The organism is Burkholderia gladioli (assembly GCF_000959725.1).
Taxonomy (GTDB): Bacteria; Pseudomonadota; Gammaproteobacteria; order Burkholderiales; family Burkholderiaceae; genus Burkholderia; species Burkholderia gladioli.
On the sequence record NZ_CP009323.1, the window covers coordinates 1868810 to 1894729 of the forward strand.

Below are 25920 nucleotides of genomic sequence, written 5' to 3' on the forward strand. Positions count from 1 at the left end.
CGATGCGCCTCACGGTTCGCATCGCTTTTTTTTCAGGCGGCGTCGCGGCCGCTCATTCCGTGTCGGGCAGGATCGCCTCGTCGCCGAACAGGCTTTCGATGGTTTCGCGCGGGCGCACCAGGTAGGCGTTGACGCCGTCGACCAGCACCTCGGCCGCGCGCGCTCGCGTATTGTAGTTCGAGCTCATTACGAAGCCGTAGGCGCCGGCCGAGCGAATCGCCAGCAGTTCGCCCGGGGCGATCGCCAGCGTGCGCTCGCGGCCGAGCCAGTCGCCGCTCTCGCAGACCGGGCCGACCACGTCGTAGACGGCGCTGGCATGCCCGCTTTGCTCCTTGACCGGCACGATGGCGTGATAGGCCTCGTACATGGCGGGGCGCGCCAGGTCGTTCATGGCCGCGTCGACAATCGCGAAGTTCTTCTCCTCGCCCGGCTTGAGGAATTCGACGCGCGTGAGCAGGATGCCGGCATTGCCGGTCAGCGAGCGGCCCGGCTCGAAATAGACCTCGCGCTGGCCGTGGCCGCGCGCATCGAGCCTGGCGAACAGCGCCGCCACGAACTCGCCGATCGCGGGCGGCGTCTCGTCGGCATAGGTGATGCCCAGGCCGCCGCCGATATCGACGTGATGGATCGGGATGCCGTCGGCCTCGATCTGCTCGACCAGGTCGAGCACCTTGTCGAGCGCGTCGAGATAGGGGCTCAGCTCGGTGATCTGCGAGCCGATGTGGCAGTCGATGCCGACCACCTGCAGGTTCGGCAGCGCGGCCGCGGCGCGGTAGCTGGCGCACGCCTCGGCGAAGGCCACCCCGAACTTGTTGGCCTTCAGGCCGGTTGAGATGTAGGGATGCGTCTTCGGGTCGACGTCGGGATTCACGCGCAGCGAGACCGGCGCGCGCTTGCCGAGCGAGCCGGCCACCTCGTTGAGGCGGTCGAGCTCGGGGATCGACTCGACGTTGAAGCACTTCACGCCGGCCTGCAGCGCCACGCGCATTTCCTCGGCGCTCTTGCCGACGCCCGAGAACACCACGTTTTCCGCCTTGCCGCCGGCCGCCAGCACGCGCGCGAGCTCGCCGCCCGAGACGATGTCGAAGCCGGCGCCCAGGCGCGCGAACACGTTCAGCACGCCGAGGTTGCTGTTCGCCTTGACGGCCACGTGGATCGCGGCGCGGCGGCCCTCGCAGGCCTGCGCATAGGCCTGGTAGGCGGCCGTCAGCGCGGCGCGCGAATAGACGTAGAGCGGCGTGTCGAAGTGTTCGGCGAGCTTGTCGGTCGGAATGCCCTCGGCATGCAGCGTGCCGTTGACGTAATCAAAAACGGGGTGAGTCATCCGGAATCATCGAGTGGGGGTGGCGGCGGAGGCCGGGGCCGGCGCGGCGAGCGACGGCGAAAGCTGCAGCGTGGTGCCGGCGGAGGCGGAGATCGGCTCGGCGCCGGACGCGGCGCTGGCGTCCGAGGCGGCATCCTCGGGGGCGGGCACGGTCTCGACGGTCGGTTTCGCGGGCAAGGGCGGCACGACTGGCAGATAAAGCGCGCCGCGTTGACCGCAGCCGGCCAGCGCCAAAGCCGCTACAATCGCGCTCATCTGGAAAACGACACGCATGATCGTCCCTAAACAATTGAATCGACAGAGTTTAGCATGAGCGACACCGAATACCTGACCCGCGCCGAGGCCGTCCTGGCGGCCGTCGAGCGCTGCGTGGACGAGGCCAACGAGGGCGATCTCGACATCGATCTCGGCCGTAACGGCAGCGTGGTCACGCTGAGTTTCGAGAACGGCACGAAGATCATCGTGAACCTGCAGCCGCCGATGAAGGAGGTCTGGATCGCGGCCAAGTCGGGCGGCTTCCATTACCGCTACCTCGACGGCGCCTGGCGCGACACGCGCTCGGGCGACGAATTCTTCGAGGCGCTCACGCGCTACGCCAGCGAGCAGGCCGGCGAGCCGGTGAAGTTCAGCGCCTGAACGCAGCGGCGGGGCGGCTGCCTTCCGCTATCTCCCGATGCCGCCCCTGACTTAAAAAGAGCGACCCGCGGGTCGCTCTTTTGCTTGCGGGCGGCTGGCCGCTCGCTCAGTTGCCGCCCTGGAACAGGTTCATGATGTCCTGCCGTTCCTGCTCGTCCACGTGCGGGACCGACGCGTCCAGCGGCGAGGCGGCCTGCGCGACGCCGACCGTCGAGACGAAGCCGTGGCCCGGCGTGAACTCGGAGAAGTACAGCTCGTCGCCGATGGTGGTCACGTCGTCCGGCATCGGCATGCGATAGGCCGGCACGTTCTTCAGCGAGGGCCCCATGTAGTCGATCCAGACCGGCAGGGCCAGGCCGCCGCCGGTCTCGCGGTCGCCGAGGCTGCGCGGGTTGTCGTAGCCGATCCAGGCGATCGCGGCCAGCGTGTGCTGGTAGCCGGCGAACCAGGCGTCGCGCGAATCGTTGGTGGTGCCGGTCTTGCCGCCCAGGTCGGTGCGCTTGAGCACGTTGGTCTTGGCGCCGGTGCCGCGCTGCGCCACGCTCTGCAGCAGGCTGTTCATCACGTAGGCGTTGCGCGCGTCGATCGCGCGCGGCGCGTTCTGCTCGGCCACCAGCGGCTGGGCGCGCGCCACCACGTTGCCGCTCGAGTCGGTCACCTCGGCGATCAGGTAGGGATTGACGCGATAGCCGCCGTTGGCGAACACCGCGTAGGCGCCCGCCATCTGCAGCGGCGTGACCAGGCCCGCGCCGAGCGCCATCGGCAGGTAGGCCGGGTGGCGTTCCGCGTCGAAGCCGAAGCGCGTGATGTACTGCTGCGCGTACTTGGTGCCGATGTAGTTCAGGATCCGGATCGACACCAGGTTGCGCGAGCGCATCAGCGCGGTGCGCATCGGCTCGGGGCCGTCGAAGCCGCCGCCGTAGTTCTTCGGCTCCCATGGCTGGCCGCCCGTCTCGGCGGCGCTGAAGAACAGCGGGCCGTCGTTGATGATGGTGGCCGGCCCCAGGCCCTTGTCGAGCGAGGCCGAGTAGATGAAGGGCTTGAAGCTCGAGCCGGGCTGCCGCCAGGCCTGCGTGACGTGGTTGAACTTGTTCTTGTTGAAGTCGAAGCCGCCTACCAGCGAACGGATCGCGCCGTCCTGCGGCACGATCGAGATGAAGGCGCCCTCGATCTGCGGCAACTGGGTGATGGCCCATTCGCCATTGTCGGTCTTGACCACCCGCACGATCGCGCCGGGGCGGATGCGCCGGTTCGGCTGCGCGTTGGCCGCCAGCGAGGCCGCGGCGAAGCGCAGGTTGGTGCCGGCGAGCGTGGCGCTGCTGCCGTCGACGAAGCTGACCTGGACCTGCTTCGGATTCGCGTCGGTGACCACCGCGGCGATCAGCTCGCCATTGTCGGGATGGTCGAGCAGCGCGTCGTCGATCGCCTGCTCGCGCTCGGTGGCGTCGGCCGGCAGTTCGATGAAGGCTTCCGGGCCGCGATAGCCGTGGCGGCGCTCGTAGTCCATCAGGCCGCGACGCAGCGCCTGGTAGGCCAGCGTCTGGTCGGCCGAATCGACCGTGGTCACCACGTTGAAGCCGCGCGTATAGGTTTCGTCCTTGTACTGCGCGTACATCATCTGGCGCACCATCTCGGCGATGTACTCGGCGTGCACGCTGTACTCGCGCGTCGCGCTCTTCACCACCAGCGGCTGCGCCACCGCCTCGTCGTACTGCTCGCGCGTGATGAAGTTCAGCTCCAGCATGCGCTCCAGGATGTACTGCTGGCGCACCTTGGCGCGCTTGGGATTGACCACCGGGTTGTAGGCCGAGGGCGCCTTGGGCAGCCCGGCCAGCATCGCCGCCTCGGCCAGCGTCAGGTCCTTGAGGTCCTTGCCGAAATACACGCGCGCCGCGCTCGCGAAGCCATAGGCGCGCTGGCCGAGATAGATCTGATTCATGTAGACCTCGAGAATCTGATCCTTGCTCAGCGCGCGCTCGATGCGGTAGGCCAGCAGCATCTCGTAGATCTTGCGCGTGTAGGTCTTCTCGCTCGACAGGAAGAAGTTGCGCGCCACCTGCATGGTGATGGTGCTGGCGCCCTGGGTCGCGTGGCCGTTGGTCAGCGCCACCACGCCGGCGCGCACGATGCCGGTCAGGTCGACGCCGCCGTGTTCGTAGAAGCGCGCGTCCTCGATCGCGAGGATCGCGTTCTTCAGCGAGTCGGGCACGTCCTGGATATGGACGATGTCGCGCCGTTCCTCGCCGAACTCGCCGATCAGCACGTGATCGGCCGTGTAGATGCGCAGCGGCACCTTCGGCCGGTAGTCGGTCAGCGCGTCGAGCGAGGGCATGTTCGGCCACGCCACCACCAGCGCGTAGCCGAGCACCAGGGCCGCGCTCAGCGCCAGCGCGGCGCACAGTCCGACCAGGCCGAGCAGCAGCTTGAGCCACAGCGGTCGCTTGCGCGGCGGCGGGGGCGGAGGAGGCGGCGGCGGTTCGGCGGCCGGCGGCGGGGGCGACGGAGGTTCGGCGGCCGACGGCGGCGGGGACGTTGGATTGGTGGGTTGCATAGGCATACCGGAAAACAGTCCCGCGATTATAAACGCCCGCTATGCGCCTTCCTGGTGCAGCGCGGTGCGAGTTGTGATCGCCTCGCGATCGCCTCGCGCGGCCTTCGCGGCGCCCTGCTTCCTCCGTCATGGCGTGTGCGCCGCGAGGCGCGTCGGCGGTGCGGCCAATGCAGGTCGATCGGTGTCGATCTGCGTCGCTCGGCACCGCGCATCGGCCATCCGGACGACTGCCCGAGCCGGCCGCGTATCCCGAGAATGCTTGGCAGGCCGCGCCCGTGTCGCGCGGCACGGGAGGACCGGGATGAGGAGTCGGCGAGGATGGAGCATGAGGGGGCGGCGCGTGGCCGCCGGGATCGACGTGGGGCGTGACGCGGTGCGTGTCGCGTTCGTGAGCCGCTGCGGCAACGCGCTGGGGATCGAGGCGCTCGAGGTGGAGCCGTTCACGGCGCCCTACGACGTGACGAGCGCCGATTGGTCCGAGGTCACGCGCGCGCTGGAGACGATTTCGCAGCGGGTGCGCGGCCGGCTGCCGGTGCGCGGCATGGCGGCGGCGATGGCGCTGTCGTACCGCGAGGTGGTGATGAGCACGCTCGATCCGGTGGTCGCGCGCCACGGGGCGCTCGAGCAGGCGGTGTATGCCGAGGCCGAGCGCAGCACGGGCATGCCCCGCGATTCGCTGGCGATCGACTGGTGCGTCAACGACATCCTCTACCCGGGCCGCCTGGTGATCGCCTCCACCGACCAGGCACGCATCGACCTGCGCGTCGACGCGGTGGCCGCCGCCGGTTTCATGCTGACGGGCATCGACGGCGAGCCGCATGCGGCGCTGCGCGCGATCCGGCAGGTCGCCGTGGCCGAGACCGAGCCCGACGAGCCCTACGTGGCGATCTGGATCGGCGAGGGTAGCGTCGATGCCTGGCGCGTCGAGGGCATGACAGTGGCCACGCACCTGAGCGCGCCTTCCGCCTCGCATGCGAATCTCGCCGAGCTGATGCGCGATCTGGCCGGGCGCGGCCTGGCCGAGTGCGCCTTCGTCGGCGGCAATTTCGCGATGGCGGGCGACATGCCGCCCGCGATGTTCGCCGAGATCGCCGATCCGCTCGGCTGCCTGGTGCTGCCCTTCGAATGCGCTCCCTACTGCCGTAATCCGCACATCGACGCCGCCGCGCGTCATTCGCCGGTGCTCGCGGTCGCGTTCGGCCTCGCCTTGCGCGGGGTGTACGAATGAGCGCGCGGCGGCGGGCGCCGCTCTTGCCGTCGCGCGCGGTGCTGCGCGATCCGGTCAGGCGCCGCGCCTGGCTCGGCGGTTTCAACCTGCTGCCCTACCGGCGCCGCGATGCGCGCCGCGAGCGGCGCCGGCGGCTGCTCGAGCTGGCGGGCGCCGTCGGCCTGGGCGTGGCGGGCGTCGCGTTGGCCTGCGCGATGCAGGGCCTGGAGCGCAAGCGTATCGACGCGCGGCGGCTGGTGCTCGAGCAGCAACTGGTGGCCTGGGCGCCGCGCCTGCAGGCGGCCGAGGCCGCCGGGCGCGAGCGCGAGACGCGGCGGGCCCGGGCCGCGGCGGCGGCCGAGCTGACGCGGCCGTTGCTGCGCGCCATCACCCTGTTCGAGGTGCTGCACCGGCTCGACTATCGCGCGGTGATGCTGATCGCGCTGCGGCAGGCCGAGGGCGGGGTGAGGATCGATGCGCGTGCCCGTGATTCGCTGGCCGCGTCGCGCTGGCTGGCGCGCTTGCGCGAGGCGCGCTCCGACTGGCAGGTCGAGATGTCGGGCGTCGAGGGGGAGCCGGGCCAGGGCACGACGGGCACGATCCGCTTCGCGGTGCGGATCCGCTGGCCCGACGCGGTGCCGCTGCCTCGCGCGGCTCGTGCCGATTTCTCCGTAGCGCGGGGAGGGCGGCGATGATGAAGGCGATCGTCGCGCGGGTCTGCCCGCATGCGGGGGGGCGCCGGCTGCTGGCCTTGGCCGGCGTCGCGTCGGCCGTGTTCGGCGGGTTGTGGGCCGTGTCCGGCGAGCGCGACTGGAGCGGTATCGCCGGGGCTCGCGCCCGGCACGGTGAAGTGCTGGCGCAGCGGGAACTGGCCGAACGGCGGCTGGATTTGCAGCCAGACTCGCGGCAAGACCCGCGATCGATCGAACCGGAACCATCGCGCCAGGAGGAAGTGCCGGGGCAATCCTCGCTCGACGATCGCGCGGGCCGATCCCCGGCCTTGCCCGAAAACCGGCGCAACGAGGGGGAGGCGCTGCTCGATCCCGGTTGGCAGTTGATCGCCAGCGCCCACGACAGCGGCTTGCGGATTCGCCGGCTCGGTCCCGCGCAGCAGGCTGGAGCCGAGGCAGCCGCCGGCGGCATGCGGTACTACGACGTCGCCGGCGATGGCCGCTTCGGGGCAATCGGCGCCTGGGTCCGCTCGCTCGCCGCGTTGCCGATGGCCGTGGTGCCGGTCGGCATCGAGGTGCAGCGGCAGGGAGACGGGGCGAGTTTCTCGGCGCGTCTGGCCGTGTCGCCGTCCGGGCCGGACGCGCCGGATGTCGCGCCTGGACCGGTGGCGATGGCTGCTCCCGGCCCGGGCGCAGCCGAGGCCGGCGCCGATTTCGGCGGCCGCGAGCCGGCGGCGATGCCGCGCGTGGCCGGCATCGTGCGCGATGCGCGTCGCGGACTCGTGCTGTTCGACGCCGAGGCGGGGGCCTGGTCCGCTTCGGTGGGCGAGCGCGTCGGTGCCGAACGCATCACGCGCATCGATGCTGATGGGGTCTGGCTGGGTCTCGACGATGGCGGCGGTGTGCGGCATCGCATGGTTTTGCGCGGGGAGTCGGAGCGATGACACACGATCGAGGAAGGTTTGCGCGCCTGCTTGTTGCGCCGTGTGCGTTCTGGTTGGCGATCGGCCATTCGTCGCCGGCCCGGGCGATGCCGCGGCCGCCCTTGCCGATGGTGATGCCGGCCGCGGCGCTGGACGGCATCGGCTGGTTCGATCCCGAGGCGGGACGCGTGGGCGGCGGCAGCGCGCTGACGGACCCGGAGGACGCGGGCATGGCTCCGGCCGCCGCCGAGCGATACGGCGGTGAGGGCATGGCTGCCTCGGCCGCCGGCATTGCGCCCTTGCCGGCCGGCGAACCGAAGGAGCCGGGACCGCAGGGCGGTCTCCCGCTCGCGACCGGGGCGAGACAGGTGACGGGCGAGGCGCCTACGTCAGCCACGCGTGCCGACGACAAACCGTCTGAAGCCACCCGGCCGGACCTCCCGCCGCCCGCCCTCGAGGGCCCGCCGATTCCGTTGCCCCCGCCCGAGCGGCTGTCCGGTCCCGTCGTCGTCCCGCGCGCGGCTGCCGACCGGCGCAGGATCTCGCTCGACCTGCGGCAGGCGCCGCTCGCGGCCGTGTTCGACGCCTTCGCGCGTTTCACGGGCCAAAGCGTGGTGTTGAGCGGCCGCGTGCAGGGCAGCGCCACGCTGCGCATCCACGACGTTCCCTGGCGTGACGCGTTCGATGCGCTGCTGGACGCCAACGGCCTGGCGATGGCGATGCGCGGCGACGTGATCTGGGTGGCGCCGGCGGCCGAACTGACGGCGCGCGAGCGTGCGCGCTTCGAGGCCCATGCGCGGATGGCCGACCTCGAACCGCTGGCGAGCCGCACCTTCCTGCTGCGCTACCCGCGCGCCAACGATGTCGCGCGCCTGCTGACCGGCGCGGCGGCCAACCAGCGCGTGCTGTCGCGGCGCGGCTCGGTGCTGGCCGATGCGCGCACCAACCTGCTGTTTGTCACCGACCTGGACGGCCGGCTCGCGCAGATCGCGGCCCTCGTCGCGCAGCTCGACCGGCCCTCGCGCCAGGTGTTGATCGAGGCGCGCGTGGTCGAGGGCGAGCGCGGTTTCTCGAGCGAACTGGGCGCGCGGATCGCCTTGCGCACCACGCGCTCGCTGGCGCGCGGCGAGGGGGCGGGCAGCGGCGGCGCGCCGGGCCCGGCGCAGCCGGCGGCCGGGGAGGGCGCGCCGGCCGGCAGCGGCAAGCCGCCGGCCACCGGCCTGGTGGGTGGTCCCGAAGGGCGCCTGGCGGACCTGGCGGCGCGCCCAATCGGCGGCTTCGAGGCCGCCACCGCCGGGCTCACGCTGTTCGTGGCCGGCGCCAGCCGCCTGCTCGACCTGGAACTGAGCGCGCTCGAATCGCAGGGCCGGGGCCAGATCGTCTCGCGCCCGCGCGTGGTGACGGCCGATCGCGCGCCGGCCCTGATCGAGCAGGGTACCGAACTGCCGTACCAGGCCAAGGTGGGGCGCGGCGTGTCTGGCGTGCAGTTCCGGCGTGCCACGCTCAAGCTCGAGGTGGAGCCGCAGATCACACCCGACGGCCACGTGGTGCTCGACCTGGACATCGCCAAGGACAGCGTGGGCGAGCAGACCGACGCGGGGCCTGCGATCCACACCAAGCACGTGCGCACGCGGGTCGAGGTCGAAAATGGGGGCACGGTCTCGATCGGCGGTATTTACGAGCGCAATGAATGGGACGATGTGACTCGGGTGCCGGTCTTGGGCAAAATACCGATCCTGGGGGCGCTGTTCCGCCATAAGGCGCGGCGCGAGCGGTCGAGCGAGCTGGTGGTCTACATCACCCCGCGCGTGCTCGGCACCGCCGAGCACGAGGACGGCGAACCGGGCGATCCTCCCCCCGATCCGGCCGCGGGCCCGCCCGGCGCCCCGGAAGCGACGGAGGCGCCGGCGCAGCCGCATTGAGCGGCGGCCGGCCGCGCTCGACAAGGCCGGCGCTTTGCCAGTAAGCTGCCGCACACACCAGCAAGATTGAAGCAGAGGAAGCCGTTGCAAGCGCGGGACCCACACGCAAGCGTATTTTTCGTCGGACTCATGGGAGCGGGTAAAACCACCGTGGGTCGTGCGGTCGCGCGCCGTCTCGACAGGCCGTTCTTCGATTCTGACCACGAGATCGAGGCCCGCACCGGCACGCGCATCCCGGTTATCTTCGAACTCGAGGGCGAGGCGGGTTTCCGCGATCGCGAGGGAAAGATGATCGACGAGCTGACGCAGCGCGGCAATGTCGTGCTGGCCACCGGCGGCGGCGCGGTGATCCGTCCCGAGAATCGCGACGCCCTGCGATCGCGCGGCATCGTCGTCTATCTGCGCGCCAATCCTCACGATCTCTGGCTGCGTACCCGCAAGGACAAGAACCGCCCGCTGCTGCAGACGGAAGATCCCAAGGCCCGGCTCGAGGCGCTCTACGAGACGCGCGATCCGCTCTATCGCGAATGCGCGCATTTCGTGATCGAAACCGGCCGGCCGTCCGTCAACGGGCTCGTCAACATGGTGCTGATGCAGCTCGAGCTGGCCGGCATCGTCGCCAAGCCGCTACAAGCATGATTACCGTCAATGTCGACCTGGGCGATCGCGCCTACCCGATCCATATCGGCGACGGCCTGATCGGCCGCACCGAGCTGTTTGCCCCGCATATCAAGGGCACGTCCGTCACCATCGTGACCAATACCACCGTCGAGCCGCTCTATGGCGAGGTGCTGCGCGCCGCGCTCGCGCCGCTCGGCAAGCAGGTCAACACGGTGGTGCTGCCCGACGGCGAATCCTACAAGCACTGGGAAACGCTGAACCTGATCTTCGACGGGCTGCTCGGCTCGCGCGCCGACCGCAAGACCACCCTGATCGCGCTGGGCGGCGGCGTGGTGGGCGACATGACCGGCTTCGCGGCGGCCTGCTACATGCGCGGCGTGCCCTTCATCCAGGTGCCCACCACGCTGCTCTCGCAGGTCGATTCCTCGGTCGGTGGCAAGACCGGCATCAATCACCCGCTCGGCAAGAACATGATCGGCGCGTTCTACCAGCCGCAGGCCGTGATCGCCGACATCGGCGCGCTGCGCACGCTGCCGGAACGCGAGCTGGCGGCCGGCATCGCCGAGGTGATCAAGACCGGCGCGATTGCCGATGCCGCCTTCTTCGACTGGATCGAGGCCGATATCGAGGCGCTAAACCGTCGCGAGCCCGCCGCGCTGACCGAGGCGGTCAAGCGCTCGTGCGAGATCAAGGCCAGCGTGGTGGCCGCCGACGAGCGCGAGGGCGGGCTGCGCGCGATCCTCAATTTCGGCCATACCTTCGGCCACGCGATCGAGGCCGGCCTGGGCTACGGCGAGTGGCTGCACGGCGAGGCGGTCGGCTGCGGGATGGTGATGGCGGCCGATCTCTCGGTGCGCCTGGGCCGGCTCGACGACGCCGCCCGTCGGCGCCTGGACCGCGTGATCGCGGCTGCCCACCTGCCGGTGCGCGCGCCCGACCTGGGCGCCGCGCGCTATGTCGAGCTGATGCAGGTCGACAAGAAGGCCGAAGCCGGCGCGATCAAGTTCATCGTGCTCGACGGGCTCGGCACGGCGGCCATCACCGCGGCGCCCGACGAGATCGTCGAGGCCACGCTCGCGGCCGCCATCGGCTAACATCGGTCGCATCCCGGCACGATCCGGCCCCGGCGCCTTGCCAGGGCCGGTGTGGTTTCCACCTCGAGCCGGCCATGTACCGGGTGCCGGATCGGCCGGCGCCCCCGCAGTGGAGGAGACAGTGAGCGAAACACCCCGCGAGTTGCCACACCCCACCGACGCTTCCCGCCAAGGCCGCTCCGGTAGCTCGGCCGGTCCCGTCGCGGCGCCCACCGTCGCCGCGCTCGAAGCGCACCTCGCCCCCTACGCAGCCCATTCCGCGAACACGCGCGGCCGCCGCCATCCCGAGACAGCGCCCGCCGCGCGCACCGAATTCCAGCGCGACCGCGACCGCATCGTCCATTCGACGGCCTTCCGCCGCCTCGAATACAAGACCCAGGTGTTCGTGAACCACGAGGGCGACCTGTTTCGCACGCGCCTGACGCACAGCCTCGAGGTCGCGCAGATCGCGCGCTCGGTGGCGCGCAACCTGCGCCTGAACGAGGACCTGGTGGAGGCGATCTCGCTGGCGCACGACCTCGGCCATACGCCCTTCGGCCATGCCGGGCAGGACGCGCTGAACGAGTGCATGCGCGAGCACGGCGGTTTCGAGCACAACCTGCAGAGCCTCGCAGTGGTCGACGAGCTGGAGGAGCATTACGGCGCCTTCGACGGCCTGAATCTCTGCTTCGAGACCCGCGAGGGCATACTCAAGCATTGCTCGAGGGAGAACGCGCGCCGGCTCGGCGAGCTCGGCGAGCGCTTCCTCGACGGTCGGCGGCCCTCGCTGGAGGCGCAGATCGCCAACATCGCCGACGAGATCGCCTACAACAACCACGACGTCGACGACGGCCTGCGCTCGGGCCTGATCTCGATCGAGCAACTGGCGGGCGTGGCGCTCTGGCGCCGCCACCACGATGCCGCGCTGGCCGATTTCCCCTCGCTGGAAGGCCGCCGGCTGGTGCACGAGACGGTGCGGCGCATCATCAACACGCTGATCGTCGACCTGATCGACGCGACCACGCGCAACCTGGCCGAGCACGCGCCGGCCTCGCTCGACGACGTGCGGCGCTGCCCGCAGCTGGTCGCGCATAGCGAGGTGATCGCCGAGGAGGCGGCCGAGCTCAAGCGCTTCCTGTTCCGCAACCTGTATCGCCACTACAAGGTGATGCGCATGGCCAACAAGGCGCAGCGCGTCGTCAAGGGGCTCTACGAGGCTTTCACCGGGGATCCGCGCCTGCTGCCGCCGGCCTACCAGAGCGACGACGCGGCCGCTCAGCCGCGGCTCGTCGCGCACTACATCGCCGGCATGACGGACCGCTTCGCGCTGAAGGAATATCAACGCCTTTTTGTCATGGACGAGAATTAGACTGCCGCGTTTGGGCTCGACGGGACAACGCGGCGGCCAACAACAGCGGTCGGACATTCGAGCCGGCCGCACACCATTTGGAGATGGGTCAATGAGAGTCAACACACTGGTTCGCTCGCTGGCTGCCGGCAGCGTGATCTGGTTCGGAATGCAGAATGCCGCCTTCGCCGCCACCGAGATCCAGTTCTGGCACGCGATGGAAGCGGCGCTCGGCGACAAGGTCAACGCGATCGCCGATCAGTTCAACGCCTCGCAGAGCGACTACAAGATCGTGCCGGTGTTCAAGGGCACCTACGACCAGGCGCTGGCCGCCGGCATCTCGGCCTATCGCAGCGGCAACGCGCCGGCCATCCTCCAGGTGTATGAAGTCGGCACCGCCACCATGATCCAGGCCAAGAAAGCCGTGATCCCGGTCTCCGAGGTGTTCAAGCAGGCCGGCGTGCCGCTCGACGAGAAATCCTTCGTGCCGACCGTGGCCAGCTACTACAGCGACGCGAAGACGGGCCACCTGGTGTCGATGCCGTTCAACAGCTCGACGCCGGTGCTGTACTACAACAAGGATATGTTCAAGAAGGCCGGGCTCGATCCGAACCAGCCGCCCAAGACCTGGGCCGAGCTGAAGACCGATGCCGAGAAGCTGCGCAAGGCCGGCTCGACCTGCGGCTACACCACCGGCTGGCAGGGCTGGATCCAGCTCGAGAACTACAGCGCCTGGCACGGCCTGCCGTTCGCCACGCGCAACAACGGCTTCGATGGCACCGACGCGGTGCTCGAATTCAACAAGCCGCGACAGGTCGCCCATATCCAGTTCCTGCAGGACATGGCCAAGGAAGGCAGCTTCACCTATGCCGGCCGCAAGGACGAGGCCACCGGCAAGTTCTACAGCGGCGACTGCGCGATCATGACCACCTCGTCGGGCGCGCTGGCCACCATCCGCAAGTACGCGAAGTTCGATTTCGGCACCGGCATGATGCCCTACGACGCGGACGTGAAGGGCGCGCCGCAGAACGCCATCATCGGCGGCGCGAGCCTGTGGGTGCTGGGCGGCAAGGACGCCAACACCTACAAGGGCGTGGCGAAGTTCCTGGCCTACCTGAGCTCGGCCCCGGTGGCCGCCAAGTGGCACCAGGACACGGGCTACCTGCCGGTCACCACGGCCGCCTACGACCTGACGCGCGAGCAGGGCTTCTACGCGAAGAACCCGGGCGCCGACACGGCCACCAAGCAGATGCTGAACAAGCCGCCGCTGCCGTTCACCAAGGGCCTGCGCCTGGGGAACATGCCGCAGATCCGCACCGTGGTCGACGAGGAGCTCGAGCAGGTCTGGGCGCAGAAGAAGACGCCGCAGGCCGCGCTGGACTCGGCTGTCTCGCGCGGCAACGAACTGCTGCGCCGCTTCGAGAAGCAGGGCTCCTGAGCCCGGCCCGCCGCCGCGCCCCGGCGCGGCGGCGTTTCGTTTCCTTCGACGGAATTCCTCCGATGTCATCCCGCTCCCGTTTCGGCACGAGCGTGCTGCCCTACCTGCTGGTCGCGCCGCAGCTCGCGATCACGGCGATCTTCTTCCTGTGGCCGGCCGGCGTCGCGCTCTGGCAGTCGACCCAGACCCAGGACGCGTTCGGCACCACCAGCGAATTCGTCGGCCTGGCGAACTTCGCGCACCTGTTCGGCGATCCGCTCTACCTCGATTCGTTCCGCACCACCCTGGTGTTCAGCGCGCTGGTCACCATCGGCGGGCTGGCGGTGTCGTTGCTGCTGGCGGCCTGCGCCGATCGCGTGGTGCGCGGCGCGCGCAGCTATCGCACCCTGCTGATCTGGCCTTACGCGGTCGCGCCAACGATTGCGGCCGTGCTGTGGGCCTTCCTGTTCAATCCGAGCATCGGCGTGATCACCTATGCGCTGGCCCGGCTCGGCATCGTCTGGAATCACGCGCTCGACGCGAACCAGGCAATGGCGCTGGTGGTGGTGGCCTCGATCTGGAAGCAGGTCAGCTACAACTTCCTGTTCTTCTACGCCGGCCTGCAGGCGATCCCGCGCTCGTTGATCGAGGCGGCCGCGATCGACGGCGCCGGCCCGGTGCGACGCTTCTTCAACATCGCGCTGCCGCTGCTCTCGCCGACCAGCTTCTTCCTGCTGGTGGTGAACCTGGTCTATGCCTTCTTCGACACCTTCCCGGTGATCGACGCGGCCACCGCCGGCGGCCCCGGCCAGAGCACCAAGACGCTGATCTACAAGATCTTCACCGAAGGCTTCCAGGGGCTCGACATCGGCAGCTCGGGCGCGCAATCGGTGGTGCTGATGGCGATCGTGGTGGCGCTCACCGTGGTGCAGTTCCGTTTCGTCGAACGCAGGGTGCAATACTCATGATCGAGAATCGCAGGGGTTTCGACCTGTTCTGCCACGCGGTGCTGATCGTGGGCGCCGTGCTGGTGCTGTTCCCCGTCTACGTGGGCTTCTGCGCCGCCACCATGAGCGCGCAGGAGGTGTTCCGGGTGCCCATGTCGCTGATCCCGAGCACCCACCTGTTCGAGAACATCGCCACCATCTGGAGTCGCGGCAGCGGCGCGACCACCACGCCGTTCGGCATCCTGCTGATGAACAGCCTGGTGATGGCGCTGGTGATCTCGATCGGCAAGATCGCGGTGTCGATCCTGTCCGCCTACGCGATCGTCTATTTCCGCTTCCCGTTTCGCGACACCGCGTTCTGGCTGATCTTCGTCACGCTGATGCTGCCGGTCGAGGTGCGTATCTTCCCGACCGTGCAGGTGGTCTCGACGCTGCACCTGACCAACAGCTACGCGGGCCTGACGCTGCCGCTGATCGCCTCGGCCACCGCCACCTTCCTGTTCCGGCAGTTCTTCATGACCCTGCCCGATGAGCTGATGGAGGCCGCGCGCATCGACGGCGCCGGGCCGCTGCGTTTCTTCTGGGACGTGGTGCTGCCGCTGTCGCGCACCAGCATCGCCGCGCTGTTCGTGATCACCTTCATCTACGGCTGGAGCCAGTACCTGTGGCCGATCCTGGTCGCCACCGACGGCGCGATGTCGAACGCGGTGGTGGGTATCAAGTCGATGATCGCCAGCGGCGACGCGGCCACCGAATGGCACCTGGTGATGGCCGCCACCATGCTGACCATGCTGCCGCCGCTGGTGGTGGTGCTGGCCATGCAGCGCTGGTTCGTGCGCGGCCTGGTGGACACCGAAAAATAACCGCTTATCCGGAGAGTTTCGAAGCATGGCTGCACTGAGCTTGAATGGCGTCAGGAAGACCTATGACGGCAAGCACGTCGTCCTGCACGGGATCGATGTCCAGATCGAGGACGGCGAATTCATCGTGCTGGTCGGGCCGTCCGGCTGCGGGAAGTCGACCCTGCTGCGGATGATCGCGGGCCTTGAGAGCGTCTCCGAGGGCGAGATCGCGATCGGCGGGCGGGTGGTCAATACGCTGGAGCCCAAGGATCGCGACATCGCGATGGTGTTCCAGAACTACGCGCTCTACCCGCACATGACGGTGGCGCAGAACATGGGCTACGGCCTGAGGATCCGCGGCATCGAGCGCGCCACCATCGAGGCGCGGGTGGCCTCGGCGGCGAAGATCCTCGAGCTCGAGCCGCTGCTCGGGCGGCGCCCGCGCGAGCTCTCGGGCGGCCAGCGCCAGCGCGTCGCGATGGGGCGCGCGATCGTGCGCGAGCCGGCGGTGTTCCTGTTCGACGAGCCGCTCTCGAACCTCGACGCCAAGCTGCGCGTGCAGATGCGGCTCGAGATCCAGCGCCTGCATGCACGGCTGCGCACCACCAGCGTCTATGTCACGCACGACCAGATCGAGGCGATGACGCTGGCGCAACGCGTGATCGTGATGAATCGCGGCCATGCCGAGCAGATCGGCGCGCCGGTCGAGGTCTACGAGAAGCCGGCGACGCTGTTCGTGGCGAGCTTCATCGGCTCGCCGGCGATGAACCTGCTGCGCGGCCGGCTGTCGGCCGATGGCAGCGTGTTCGAGGTGGCCGAGGGCGGCCCGCGCCTGCCGGTGGCCGGCGCTCCCGGCATTGGCCGCGAGGTGGCGCCGGGCGCCGAGTGGGTGCTCGGCGTGCGGCCCGAGCATATGACGCCGCAGCCGGGCATGCCGGTCGCGCCGTTGACGGTCGACTCCTGCGAGCTGCTGGGCGCCGACAATCTCGTCCACGGTCGCTGGGGCGCCGGCGACGTGGTGGTGCGGTTGCCGCATGCGGATCGCCCCGCGCCCGGCACGGCGCTGCCGGTGTCGCTGCCGGCCCACCGGCTGCACTTCTTCGATCCGGTCACGGGCCGGCGCGCCAACTGACAGGCGAGGACTAGACCATGACGGATCCGAAATCCTGGCCCTACGAAGGTATCGCGCGCATCGTCGCGCATCGCGGCGGCGGCAAGCTCGCGCCCGAGAACACCCTGGCGGCGCTCGAGGAGGGCGCGCGGCGCGGCCATCGCATGGTGGAATTCGATGCCAAGCTGTCCGCCGACGCGGTGAGCTTCCTGCTGCACGACGACGGCGTCGAGCGGACCTCGAACGGCCGGGGCCCGGCCGCCGCGATGCGCTACCAGGAACTGGCCGCGCTCGACGCGGGCGCCTGGTTCGACGCGCGCTTCGCCGGCGAGCGGATGCCGACGCTGGAGGCGGCCGCCGCGCGCTGCCTCGCGCTCGGCCTGGCGGCCAACGTCGAGATCAAGCCCTGCCCGGGCCGCGAGGTCGAGACGGGCGAGCGGGTGGCGCTCGACACGGCGCGCTACTGGCGCGGCGCGGCGGTGCCGCCGCTGCTGTCCTCGTTCTCGGTGGATGCGCTCGATGCGGCGCGTCGCGCGGTGCCGGACTTGCCGCGCGGCCTGCTGGTCGAGACCCTGCCGGACGACTGGCGCGCGCTCACGGCCGAACTCGGCTGCGTCGCGCTGCATGCCAACCATCGCGAATTCGATGCGGCCCGCGTGGCGGAGATCCGCGCCGCGGGCCTGCGCATGCTGGCCTACACGGTCAACGAGCCGGCGCGTGCCCGCGAGTTGATGGACTGGGGCGTCGACCTGATCTGCACCGATCGCATCGACCTGATCGGTCCCGATTTCGCCTGATCGATTTCAACCAAGGCAAGCGGCACGGCCGCTTGTCGATCCCGCCTATCCATCACCGCTTAACGATAGCGGGCCAGATCGCCGGCGAATGATCCGCCGGGCCGAGCATTGCCTCGAAATCGGAACGATTTTTTGGCCCGAGCCGCCAGCCGGAAAAAATGAAAATATCGCCGATTGGCTATTTGGGGTAGGAATCTACTCCGAAGAGCGGGCTGCAAGGCATACTCGCAACCCGCTTTCGTAACGTCAGGAAAAAATCGCTACAAATTGCAGCGAAATTAACCATTCCCCAAATATTCGACTACGCTTAGAAGCGGTACCCGATGTTGACGTAGCTGACGATCGGGTCGAGCTTGATGTGAGCTTGAGACGTGCGCGTCAGCGTGCCGACCTGGGTAGCGGCCTGCGTGGTCAGGGTGGCGGTCAGGCTGACCGGGATGTACGAGATCGACAGGCCCGCGAACCAGTGCTTGTTGAAGTTGTAGTTGAAGCCGGCGTTGAACACGGGCGCCCACTGGTTGCTGGTGGTGACGTTGGTCGGGCCACCCAGCACGCCGCGTTCGAAGGCGTTGTTGGTCAGCTTGGCACCGGTGAAGTAGATGTACGATGCGCCCACGCCCACGTAGGGACGGAACTTGGCCTCGGCGCTGTTGAAGTAGTACTTGAGCAGGACCGCCGGGCTCCACTGGTAGGCGCGGCCGAGCGTGCCGAACTGTTCGAACGAACCCTTGCCGTCCAGATTGAACTTTGGCGGGATCCCGTAGACGAACTCGGCAGCGATGTGGTCGGTCACGAAATACCCGGCGGTGAAGCCGAGCGTGTCGGAGTCGCTGATGCCGGCGCCGGTGTTGGGCACCGACTGGTTGACGGGCGTGCCGCCGACGGACATCACCTTGAGCGGATCGCTCGAGTCCTGCGGGGCGAGGTGGAACCAGCCCGTGGTGACGTAGAAGCTACCTGCCGATTGCGCTTGCGCGGCGGTGCCGGCAGTCATGAATGCGAGCGCAACGGCCCCCGTAATGGCCAATTTTTGTTTCATCGGTGTGTCTCCTCCTCGATTTAAGGCGTGCTCATTATGACCACGGCGTTTCAAACGGAACAGGCTTGTAAGCTAGAGCAATCTCCCTAGGTTTCGTACGAACGTGCGATTCCTCCCTGCCGCGCGGGGCTCTGCGCGGATGCAGTCATTCGGGCCTTCGGGTTTTTCCTAACGCGATCAAACGGACATTCAGCATGGCACGGCTAGCACGACTCTATGTTCCCGATCAGCCGCAGCACGTCATCCTGCGCGGCCTCGATCAGCAACCGGCGTTCGTCGACGATCAGGATTACGAGCTGTTCATCGATTGCCTGAAGGCGGCGGCGCGCGATCATCAACTGGCGGTGCATGCTTACGTGCTGCTGCCGCGGCAGGTGCAGCTGCTCGTCACCCCGAGCGACGAGGCGAGCCTGCCAAAGGCGATGCAGGCGGTAGGCCGGCGTTACGTTGCGCACTTCAACCGACGCTACTCGCGGCGCGGCACGTTGTGGGAAGGCCGCTACCGTGCCACCGTGATCGAGGGCGAGCGCTATTTCCTGCTCGCCAGCCGCGTGGTGGAGCTGAGTCCGGTGCGCGCGCAGCTGGTGCAGGCGGCCGAGGCCTATCGCTGGTCGAGCTACCGCCACCACATCGGCCTGACCGTCGACAGCCTGATCACCGACCACCCGCTCTACTGGGCGCTCGGCAATACGCCGTTCGAACGGCAGCGCGCCTACAAGGAGCTCTGCGAGCAGCCGCTCGACGAGCGCCAGACCGAGCAGCTCCAGCAGGCCACCCTGAAGGGCTGGGTGCTGGGCGGCGAGACCTATCGCGAGTGGGCCGCGCGCACCGCCAATCGGCGCGTTTCGCCCCTGCCGCGCGGTCGGCCGCGTAAGGTACGTGAAAACAACGGTCCACACAACCCGCCCGCGCACCAGTAAGCCGGGCCGGCGGATCGAAAGGCGGCATCTTCGGATGCCGCTTTTTTTGCACCAAATTAATACGTCCCCAATAAAAAGGCACCAAATCGAAACATCCATTTAATTGGTGTCAGAGCAAGCGGTTTTATTTGCTATTCCGTTGATTCGTCGCGTATATTCCGAATTCCGGCAGGCCGGGCGCAACTGTGTCCGGCTTTGGCCCGCCACGCCGCCGCCGAAGCGGCGGGCCCAAAAGCAGATGTTTCAACGGCCGCGAGGCCCTTACTCAGACGGTGTCCCCATGAACGACCACCAAGAGCCGCAGCGCGCGGTCCCCGCCGCGCAAGGTCTGTACGACCCGCAGAACGAGCACGACGCTTGCGGCGTCGGCTTCGTCGCTCACATCAAGGGCAAGAAGAGCCACGAGATCATCGAGCAGGGTCTGAAGATCCTGGAGAACCTCGATCACCGCGGCGCGGTCGGCGCCGATCCGCTGATGGGCGACGGCGCCGGCATCCTGATCCAGATTCCGGACGCGTTCTATCGCGAGGAAATGGCGCGCCAGGGCGTGACGCTGCCGCCGGCCGGCGAATATGGGGTCGGCATGATCTTCCTGCCGAAGGAGAACGCCTCGCGGATCGCCTGCGAACAGGAACTGGAGCGCACCGTCAAGGCGGAAGGGCAGGTGGTGCTGGGCTGGCGCGACGTGCCGGTCGATTCGAGCATGCCGATCTCGCCGACGGTGAAGGCTTCCGAGCCGCTGATCCGCCAGATCTTCATCGGCCGCGGCAAGGACGTGATCGTCACCGACGCGCTCGAGCGCAAGCTGTACGTGATCCGCAAGACCGCCAGCCACCGCATCCAGGCGCTCAAGCTCAAGCACGGCAAGGAATACTTCGTGCCGTCGATGTCGGCGCGCACCATCGTCTACAAGGGCCTGCTGCTGGCCGGCCAGGTCGGCGTCTACTACCGCGACCTGCAGGACGCGCGGGTGGTCTCGGCGCTGGCCCTGGTGCACCAGCGCTTCTCGACCAACACCTTCCCGGCCTGGGAGCTGGCCCATCCGTACCGGATGATCGCCCACAACGGCGAGATCAACACCGTCAAGGGCAACGTCAACTGGCTCAACGCGCGTACCGGCGCGATCGCCAGCCACGTGCTCGGCGACGACCTGCCCAAGCTCTGGCCGCTGATCTACCCGGGCCAGTCGGACACGGCCTCGTTCGACAACTGTCTCGAGCTGCTGGTGATGGCGGGCTACCCGCTGGTCCACGCGATGATGATGATGATCCCGGAAGCCTGGGAACAGCACACGCTGATGGACGACAACCGCCGAGCCTTCTACGAGTACCACGCCGCGATGATGGAGCCGTGGGACGGCCCCGCCGCGATCGCCTTCACCGACGGCCGCCAGATCGGCGCGACGCTGGACCGTAACGGCCTGCGTCCGGCGCGCTACATCGTCACCGACGACGACCTGGTGATCATGGCCTCGGAAGCCGGCACGCTGCCGATCCCCGAGTCGAAGATCGTCAAGAAGTGGCGCCTGCAGCCGGGCAAGATGTTCCTGATCGACATGGAGCACGGCCGCATCATCGACGACAAGGAACTGAAGGACAACCTCGCCAACGCCAAGCCCTACAAGAGCTGGATCGACGCGGTGCGCATCAAGCTCGACGAGATCGAGCCGAAGGACGAGGACGTCGCCGCCGAGCGCCGCGCGGCCGCCACGCTGCTGGACCGCCAGCAGGCCTTCGGCTACACCCAGGAAGACCTCAAGTTCCTGATGGCGCCGATGGCGCAGCAGGGCGAGGAAGCGGTCGGCTCGATGGGCAACGACTCGCCGCTGGCGGTCATGTCCAACAAGAACAAGACGCTCTACCACTACTTCAAGCAGCTGTTCGCGCAGGTCACCAACCCGCCGATCGACCCGATCCGCGAGAACATGGTGATGTCGCTGGTGTCCTTCATCGGCCCGAAGCCGAACCTGCTCGACACGCAGAACGTCAACCCGCCGATGCGCCTCGAAGTCTCGCAGCCCGTGCTCGACTTCAAGGACATCGCCAAGATCCGCTCGATCGACCAGTACACCGGCGGCAAGTTCAGCGCCTACGAGCTGAGCATCTGCTACCCGGCCGCCTGGGGCAAGGAAGGCATCGAGGCGCGCCTGGCGTCGCTGTGCGCGGAAGCCGTCGACGCGGTCAAGTCGGGCTACAACATCCTGATCGTCTCGGATCGCAAGACCGACGCGGACACGGTGGCGATCCCGGCGCTGCTGGCCACCTCGGCGATCCACTCGCACCTGGTCGACCAGGGCCTGCGCACCAGCACCGGCCTGGTGGTCGAGACCGGCTCGGCGCGCGAGACGCACCACTTCGCGCTGCTGGCGGGCTACGGCGCGGAAGCGGTCCACCCGTACCTGGCGATGGAAACGCTCGCCAAGATGGCCGAAGGCCTGCCGGGCGACCTGTCGGCCGAGAAGGCGATCTACAACTTCACCAAGGCGGTCGGCAAGGGCCTCTACAAGGTGATGTCGAAGATGGGCATCTCGACCTACATGTCCTACACCGGCGCGCAGATCTTCGAGGCGGTCGGCCTGGCCGGCGAGCTGGTCAACAAGTACTTCAAGGGCACGGCCTCGAAGGTCGGCGGCATCGGCCTGTTCGAAGTGGCCGAGGAGGCGCTGCGCCTGCATCGCGACGCCTTCGGCGACAACCCGCTGCTGCGCGACATGCTCGACGCGGGCGGCGAGTACGCGTTCCGGATCCGCGGCGAGGACCACATGTGGACCCCGGATTCGATCGCCAAGCTGCAGCACGCCACGCGCAGCAACTCGTACCAGACGTACAAGGAATACGCGCACCTGATCAACGACCAGACGCGCCGTCACATGACCTTCCGCGGCCTGTTCGAGTTCAAGGTCGATCCGTCCCGCGCGATCCCGATCGACGATGTCGAATCGGCCAAGGAGATCGTCAAGCGCTTCGCCACCGGCGCGATGTCGCTGGGCTCGATCAGCACCGAGGCGCACGCCACGCTGGCGGTGGCGATGAACCGCATCGGCGGCAAGTCGAACACCGGCGAGGGTGGCGAGGACGTCAACCGCTACAAGAACGAGCTGCGCGGCATCCCGATCAAGAGCGGCGAGACGCTGCGCTCGGTGATCGGCGAGGAAGTGGTGCGCGACATCCCGCTCAAGGACGGCGATTCGCTGCGCTCGAAGATCAAGCAGGTGGCCTCGGGCCGCTTCGGCGTGACGGCCGAGTACCTGTCCTCGGCCGACCAGATCCAGATCAAGATGGCGCAGGGCGCGAAGCCCGGCGAGGGCGGCCAGCTGCCCGGCCACAAGGTTTCGGAATACATCGGCAAGCTGCGCTACGCGGTGCCGGGCGTCGGCCTGATCTCGCCGCCGCCGCACCACGACATCTACTCGATCGAGGATCTGGCGCAACTGATCCACGACCTGAAGAACGTCAACCCGGTGGCCAGCATCTCGGTGAAGCTGGTCTCGGAAGTCGGCGTGGGCACGGTGGCGGCGGGTGTCGCCAAGGCCAAGGCCGATCACGTGGTGGTGGCCGGGCATGACGGCGGCACCGGCGCCTCCCCGCTGTCCTCGCTCAAGCATGCCGGCACGCCCTGGGAGCTGGGCCTGGCCGAAACCCAGCAGACCCTGGTGCTGAACGGGCTGCGCGGGCGCATCCGCGTGCAGGCCGACGGCCAGATGAAGACAGGTCGCGACGTCGCGATCGGCGCGATGCTCGGCGCCGACGAGTTCGGCTTCGCCACCGCGCCGCTGGTGGTCGAGGGCTGCATCATGATGCGCAAGTGCCACCTGAACACCTGCCCGGTCGGCGTCGCCACGCAGGATCCGGTGCTGCGCGCGAAGTTCTCGGGCCAGCCCGAGCACGTGGTGAACTACTTCTTCTTCGTCGCCGAGGAAGTGCGCGAGATCATGGCCCAGCTCGGCATCGCGAAGTTCGACGAGCTGATCGGCCGCGCCGACCTGCTCGACACGCGCAAGGGCGTCGAGCACTGGAAGGCCAAGGGCCTCGACTTCTCGCGCGTCTTCTATCAGCCGCAAATCGAGAACGCCTCGACGCGCCACGTCGACGTGCAGGACCACGGCCTCGAGCGCGCGCTCGACCACACGCTGATCGAGAAGTCGAAGGCGGCGATCGAGAACGGCGAGCACGTGTCCTTCATCCAGCCGGTGCGCAACGTGAACCGCACGGTCGGCGCGATGCTCTCGGGCGTGATCGCCAAGAAGTACGGCCGCGACGGCCTGGCCGACGATGCCATCCACATCCAGCTGAAGGGCACGGCGGGCCAGAGCTTCGGTGCCTTCCTCGCGAAGGGCGTCACGCTCGACCTGGTCGGCGACGGCAACGACTATGTCGGCAAGGGCCTGTCGGGCGGGCGCATCATCATCCGCCCGACCAACGACTTCCGCGGCAAGTCCGAGGAAAACATCATCTGCGGCAACACGGTGATGTACGGCGCGCTGGAAGGCGAGGCCTTCTTCCGCGGCGTGGCCGGCGAGCGCTTCTGCGTGCGCAACTCGGGCGCCACGGCGGTGGTCGAGGGCACCGGCGACCACGGCTGCGAATACATGACGGGCGGCACGGTGGTGGTGCTCGGCGAGACCGGGCGCAACTTCGCGGCCGGCATGTCGGGCGGCCTGGCCTATGTCTACGATCCGGACGGCAGCTTCGCGGCCAAGTGCAACAAGGCGATGGTCGCGCTCGATCCGGTGCTGCAGCAGGTCGAGCAGGAACGCACGGTCGACCGCGCGATCTGGCACGCCGGCCAGACCGACGAAGCGCTCCTGAAGGGGCTGATCGAGCGTCACTTCCAGTTCACCGGCTCGCCGCGCGCGAAGTCGCTGCTGGAAAACTGGGATGCGGCGCGCCGCCAGTTCGTGAAGGTGTTCCCGCACGAATACAAGCGCGCGCTCGGCGAGATCGCGGCCGCCAAGGCCGCGAAGGAAGCCGTCGCAGCCTGAAGCCGACGATCGAAACGAACTAGCGAACGTGCCCGCCGCTCGATGCGGCGGGCGCGGGTCCCCACCCGAACCACCCCCGATTCAGACGAGAACCTTATGGGCAAGGCAACCGGTTTTCTCGAGTTCGAACGCCGCCACGAGGCGTACGAGGCTCCGCTCACCCGTGTGAAGCATTACAAGGAATTCGTCGCGGCGCTGTCCGACGACGACGCGAAGATCCAGGGCGCGCGCTGCATGGACTGCGGCATCCCGTTCTGCAACAACGGCTGCCCGGTCAACAACATCATTCCGGACTTCAACGACCTGGTGTATCGCCAGGACTGGCAGCAGGCCATCGAGGTGCTGCACTCGACCAACAACTTCCCCGAGTTCACGGGCCGCATCTGCCCGGCGCCCTGCGAGGCGGCCTGCACGCTCGGCATCAACAACGACCCGGTCGGCATCAAGTCGATCGAGCACGCGATCATCGACAAGGCCTGGGCCGAAGGCTGGGTCAAGCCGCTGCCGGCCGCCCACAAGACCGGCAAGAAGGTGGCCGTGGTCGGCTCCGGCCCGGCGGGCCTGGCGGCCGCGCAGCAGCTCGCGCGCGCCGGCCATGAGGTGACGGTGTTCGAGAAGAACGATCGCGTCGGCGGCCTGCTGCGCTATGGGATCCCCGACTTCAAGCTGGAGAAGTGGCTGATCGACCGCCGCATGCGCCAGATGGAGGCCGAGGGCGTGACCTTCCGCACCAGCGTGTTCATCGGCAAGGACCCGCTGCCGCCGCAGATCGGCAGCCTGGCGAAGGAAACCATCTCGCCGGACACGCTCAAGGAAGAGTTCGACGCGATCGTGATCGCGGGCGGCTCGGAAACGCCGCGCGACCTGCCGGTGCCGGGCCGTGAGCTCGAGGGCGTGCATTTCGCGATGGACTTCCTGCCGCAGCAGAACCGCGTCAATGCCGGCGACAAGGTGGCCGACCAACTGCTCGCCAAGGGCAAGCACGTGGTGGTGATCGGCGGCGGCGATACCGGTTCGGATTGCGTGGGCACCTCGAACCGCCACGGCGCGAAGTCGGTCACGCAGTTCGAGCTGCTGCCGCAGCCGCCCGAGCAGGAAAACAAGCCGATGGTCTGGCCGTACTGGCCGATCAAGCTGCGCACCTCCTCGTCGCACGACGAGGGCTGCGAGCGCGATTGGGCGGTCGCCACCAAGCGCCTGGAAGGCAAGAACGGCAAGGTCGAGAAGCTGATCGCCGCGCGCGTCGAGTGGAAGGACGGCAAGATGGTCGAGGTGCCGGGCTCGGAGTTCGAGATGAAGGCCGACCTGGTGCTGCTGGCGATGGGCTTCACGCAGCCGGCCGCGCCGGTGCTGGATGCCTTCGGCGTGGCCAAGGACGCGCGCGGCAACGCACGCGCGGCCACCGAGGGCGAGCGCGCCTACACGACCTCGGTCGACAAGGTGTTCGCGGCCGGCGACATGCGCCGCGGCCAGTCGCTGGTGGTCTGGGCGATCCGCGAAGGCCGCCAGTGCGCGCGCTCGGTCGACGCGTTCCTGATGGGCCATTCGGAACTGCCGCGCTGAGCGACGACGCGCGGGACGCCAGCCGGC

20 protein-coding genes are annotated in these 25920 nt (G+C 68.5%); 16 read left to right on the forward strand and 4 right to left on the reverse strand.

The genetic code is table 11. The annotated features are described in order from the left end of the window. Positions 1–52 precede the first annotated feature (52 nt). Both lysA and lptM read right to left on the reverse strand, forming a co-directional pair. The gene (gene lysA, locus BM43_RS25365) at positions 53–1324 is read right to left on the reverse strand and encodes a diaminopimelate decarboxylase (protein WP_036048487.1); all 1272 of its coding nucleotides are present in this window, start codon (positions 1322–1324) and stop codon (positions 53–55) included. Positions 1325–1330: 6 nt separating this feature from the next. Then, complete coding sequence (lptM, locus tag BM43_RS39410) at positions 1331–1597, reverse strand: LPS translocon maturation chaperone LptM (RefSeq protein ID WP_013696396.1); 267 nt, start codon at positions 1595–1597, stop codon at positions 1331–1333. 36 nt (positions 1598–1633) lie between these two features. Between lptM and cyaY the strand changes: the two genes are divergently transcribed. Further along, positions 1634–1960, forward strand: coding sequence for an iron donor protein CyaY (gene cyaY, locus BM43_RS25375; RefSeq protein WP_013696397.1), 327 nt, complete (start codon positions 1634–1636; stop codon positions 1958–1960). 106 nt (positions 1961–2066) lie between these two features. Here cyaY and BM43_RS25380 read toward each other — a convergent pair whose 3' ends face one another. Next, a complete protein-coding gene (locus BM43_RS25380) occupies positions 2067–4517 on the reverse strand; it encodes a penicillin-binding protein 1A (protein WP_036033486.1) in 2451 nt (816 codons plus the stop codon). A gap of 319 nt (positions 4518–4836) precedes the next feature. On the opposite strand from BM43_RS25380, the gene pilM reads away from it, so the two are divergent. The 12 genes from pilM (at position 4837) to ugpQ (ending at position 17390) form a co-directional block, all read left to right on the forward strand. After that, entirely contained in the window at positions 4837–5739 is a 903-nt protein-coding gene (gene pilM / locus BM43_RS25385; RefSeq protein ID WP_013696399.1) for a pilus assembly protein PilM, read from the forward strand. 23 nt (positions 5740–5762) lie between these two features. Further along, entirely contained in the window at positions 5763–6413 is a 651-nt protein-coding gene (locus tag BM43_RS25390) for a pilus assembly protein PilN (protein WP_226285332.1), read from the forward strand. Beyond that, on the forward strand, positions 6410–7333 hold the full coding sequence (locus BM43_RS25395) for a hypothetical protein (RefSeq protein WP_045577490.1): 924 nt from the start codon (positions 6410–6412) through the stop codon (positions 7331–7333). Before BM43_RS25390 ends, BM43_RS25395 begins: the two co-directional genes overlap by 4 nt. Then, positions 7330–9234, forward strand: coding sequence for a type IV pilus secretin PilQ (locus tag BM43_RS25400; RefSeq protein WP_045577491.1), 1905 nt, complete (start codon positions 7330–7332; stop codon positions 9232–9234). The genes BM43_RS25395 and BM43_RS25400 overlap by 4 nt, the downstream gene beginning before the upstream one ends. An 84-nt stretch (positions 9235–9318) precedes the next feature. Beyond that, on the forward strand, positions 9319–9873 hold the full coding sequence (locus tag BM43_RS25405) for a shikimate kinase (RefSeq protein ID WP_047837134.1): 555 nt from the start codon (positions 9319–9321) through the stop codon (positions 9871–9873). Continuing rightward, positions 9870–10949, forward strand: coding sequence for a 3-dehydroquinate synthase (aroB, locus tag BM43_RS25410; RefSeq protein WP_017921100.1), 1080 nt, complete (start codon positions 9870–9872; stop codon positions 10947–10949). Before BM43_RS25405 ends, aroB begins: the two co-directional genes overlap by 4 nt. Positions 10950–11070: 121 nt before the next feature. Next, positions 11071–12297 carry a deoxyguanosinetriphosphate triphosphohydrolase gene (locus tag BM43_RS25415; RefSeq protein WP_036033497.1) on the forward strand — a complete coding sequence of 409 codons (1227 nt, stop codon included), beginning with the start codon at positions 11071–11073 and terminating at the stop codon, positions 12295–12297. 91 nt (positions 12298–12388) lie between these two features. Further along, positions 12389–13714, forward strand: a complete 1326-nt coding sequence (gene ugpB / locus BM43_RS25420) for a sn-glycerol-3-phosphate ABC transporter substrate-binding protein UgpB (protein WP_013696406.1) — start codon at positions 12389–12391, stop codon at positions 13712–13714. Between the two features lie 62 nt (positions 13715–13776). Then, on the forward strand, positions 13777–14661 hold the full coding sequence (ugpA, locus tag BM43_RS25425; protein WP_025099444.1) for a sn-glycerol-3-phosphate ABC transporter permease UgpA: 885 nt from the start codon (positions 13777–13779) through the stop codon (positions 14659–14661). Then, positions 14658–15503 carry a sn-glycerol-3-phosphate ABC transporter permease UgpE gene (ugpE, locus tag BM43_RS25430; protein ID WP_036048480.1) on the forward strand — a complete coding sequence of 282 codons (846 nt, stop codon included), beginning with the start codon at positions 14658–14660 and terminating at the stop codon, positions 15501–15503. Before ugpA ends, ugpE begins: the two co-directional genes overlap by 4 nt. A gap of 25 nt (positions 15504–15528) precedes the next feature. Next, positions 15529–16614, forward strand: coding sequence for a sn-glycerol-3-phosphate import ATP-binding protein UgpC (locus BM43_RS25435; RefSeq protein WP_025099442.1), 1086 nt, complete (start codon positions 15529–15531; stop codon positions 16612–16614). A gap of 17 nt (positions 16615–16631) precedes the next feature. Continuing rightward, positions 16632–17390, forward strand: a complete 759-nt coding sequence (gene ugpQ / locus BM43_RS25440; protein ID WP_017920406.1) for a glycerophosphodiester phosphodiesterase — start codon at positions 16632–16634, stop codon at positions 17388–17390. A gap of 307 nt (positions 17391–17697) precedes the next feature. Here the strand turns inward: ugpQ and BM43_RS25445 are convergent, their stop codons facing one another. Next, entirely contained in the window at positions 17698–18429 is a 732-nt protein-coding gene (locus BM43_RS25445) for an OmpW/AlkL family protein (RefSeq protein WP_017920407.1), read from the reverse strand. Positions 18430–18623: 194 nt separating this feature from the next. On the opposite strand from BM43_RS25445, the gene BM43_RS25450 reads away from it, so the two are divergent. From BM43_RS25450 to BM43_RS25460, 3 genes are all read left to right on the forward strand, one after another. Continuing rightward, entirely contained in the window at positions 18624–19349 is a 726-nt protein-coding gene (locus BM43_RS25450; RefSeq protein WP_013696412.1) for a transposase, read from the forward strand. Positions 19350–19629: 280 nt separating this feature from the next. After that, a complete protein-coding gene (locus BM43_RS25455) occupies positions 19630–24330 on the forward strand; it encodes a glutamate synthase-related protein (RefSeq protein WP_036033506.1) in 4701 nt (1566 codons plus the stop codon). A gap of 96 nt (positions 24331–24426) precedes the next feature. Further along, positions 24427–25893 (forward strand): glutamate synthase subunit beta, encoded by a 1467-nt coding sequence (locus tag BM43_RS25460; protein ID WP_036033510.1) that lies wholly within the window; start codon positions 24427–24429, stop codon positions 25891–25893. Positions 25894–25920 lie beyond the last annotated feature (27 nt).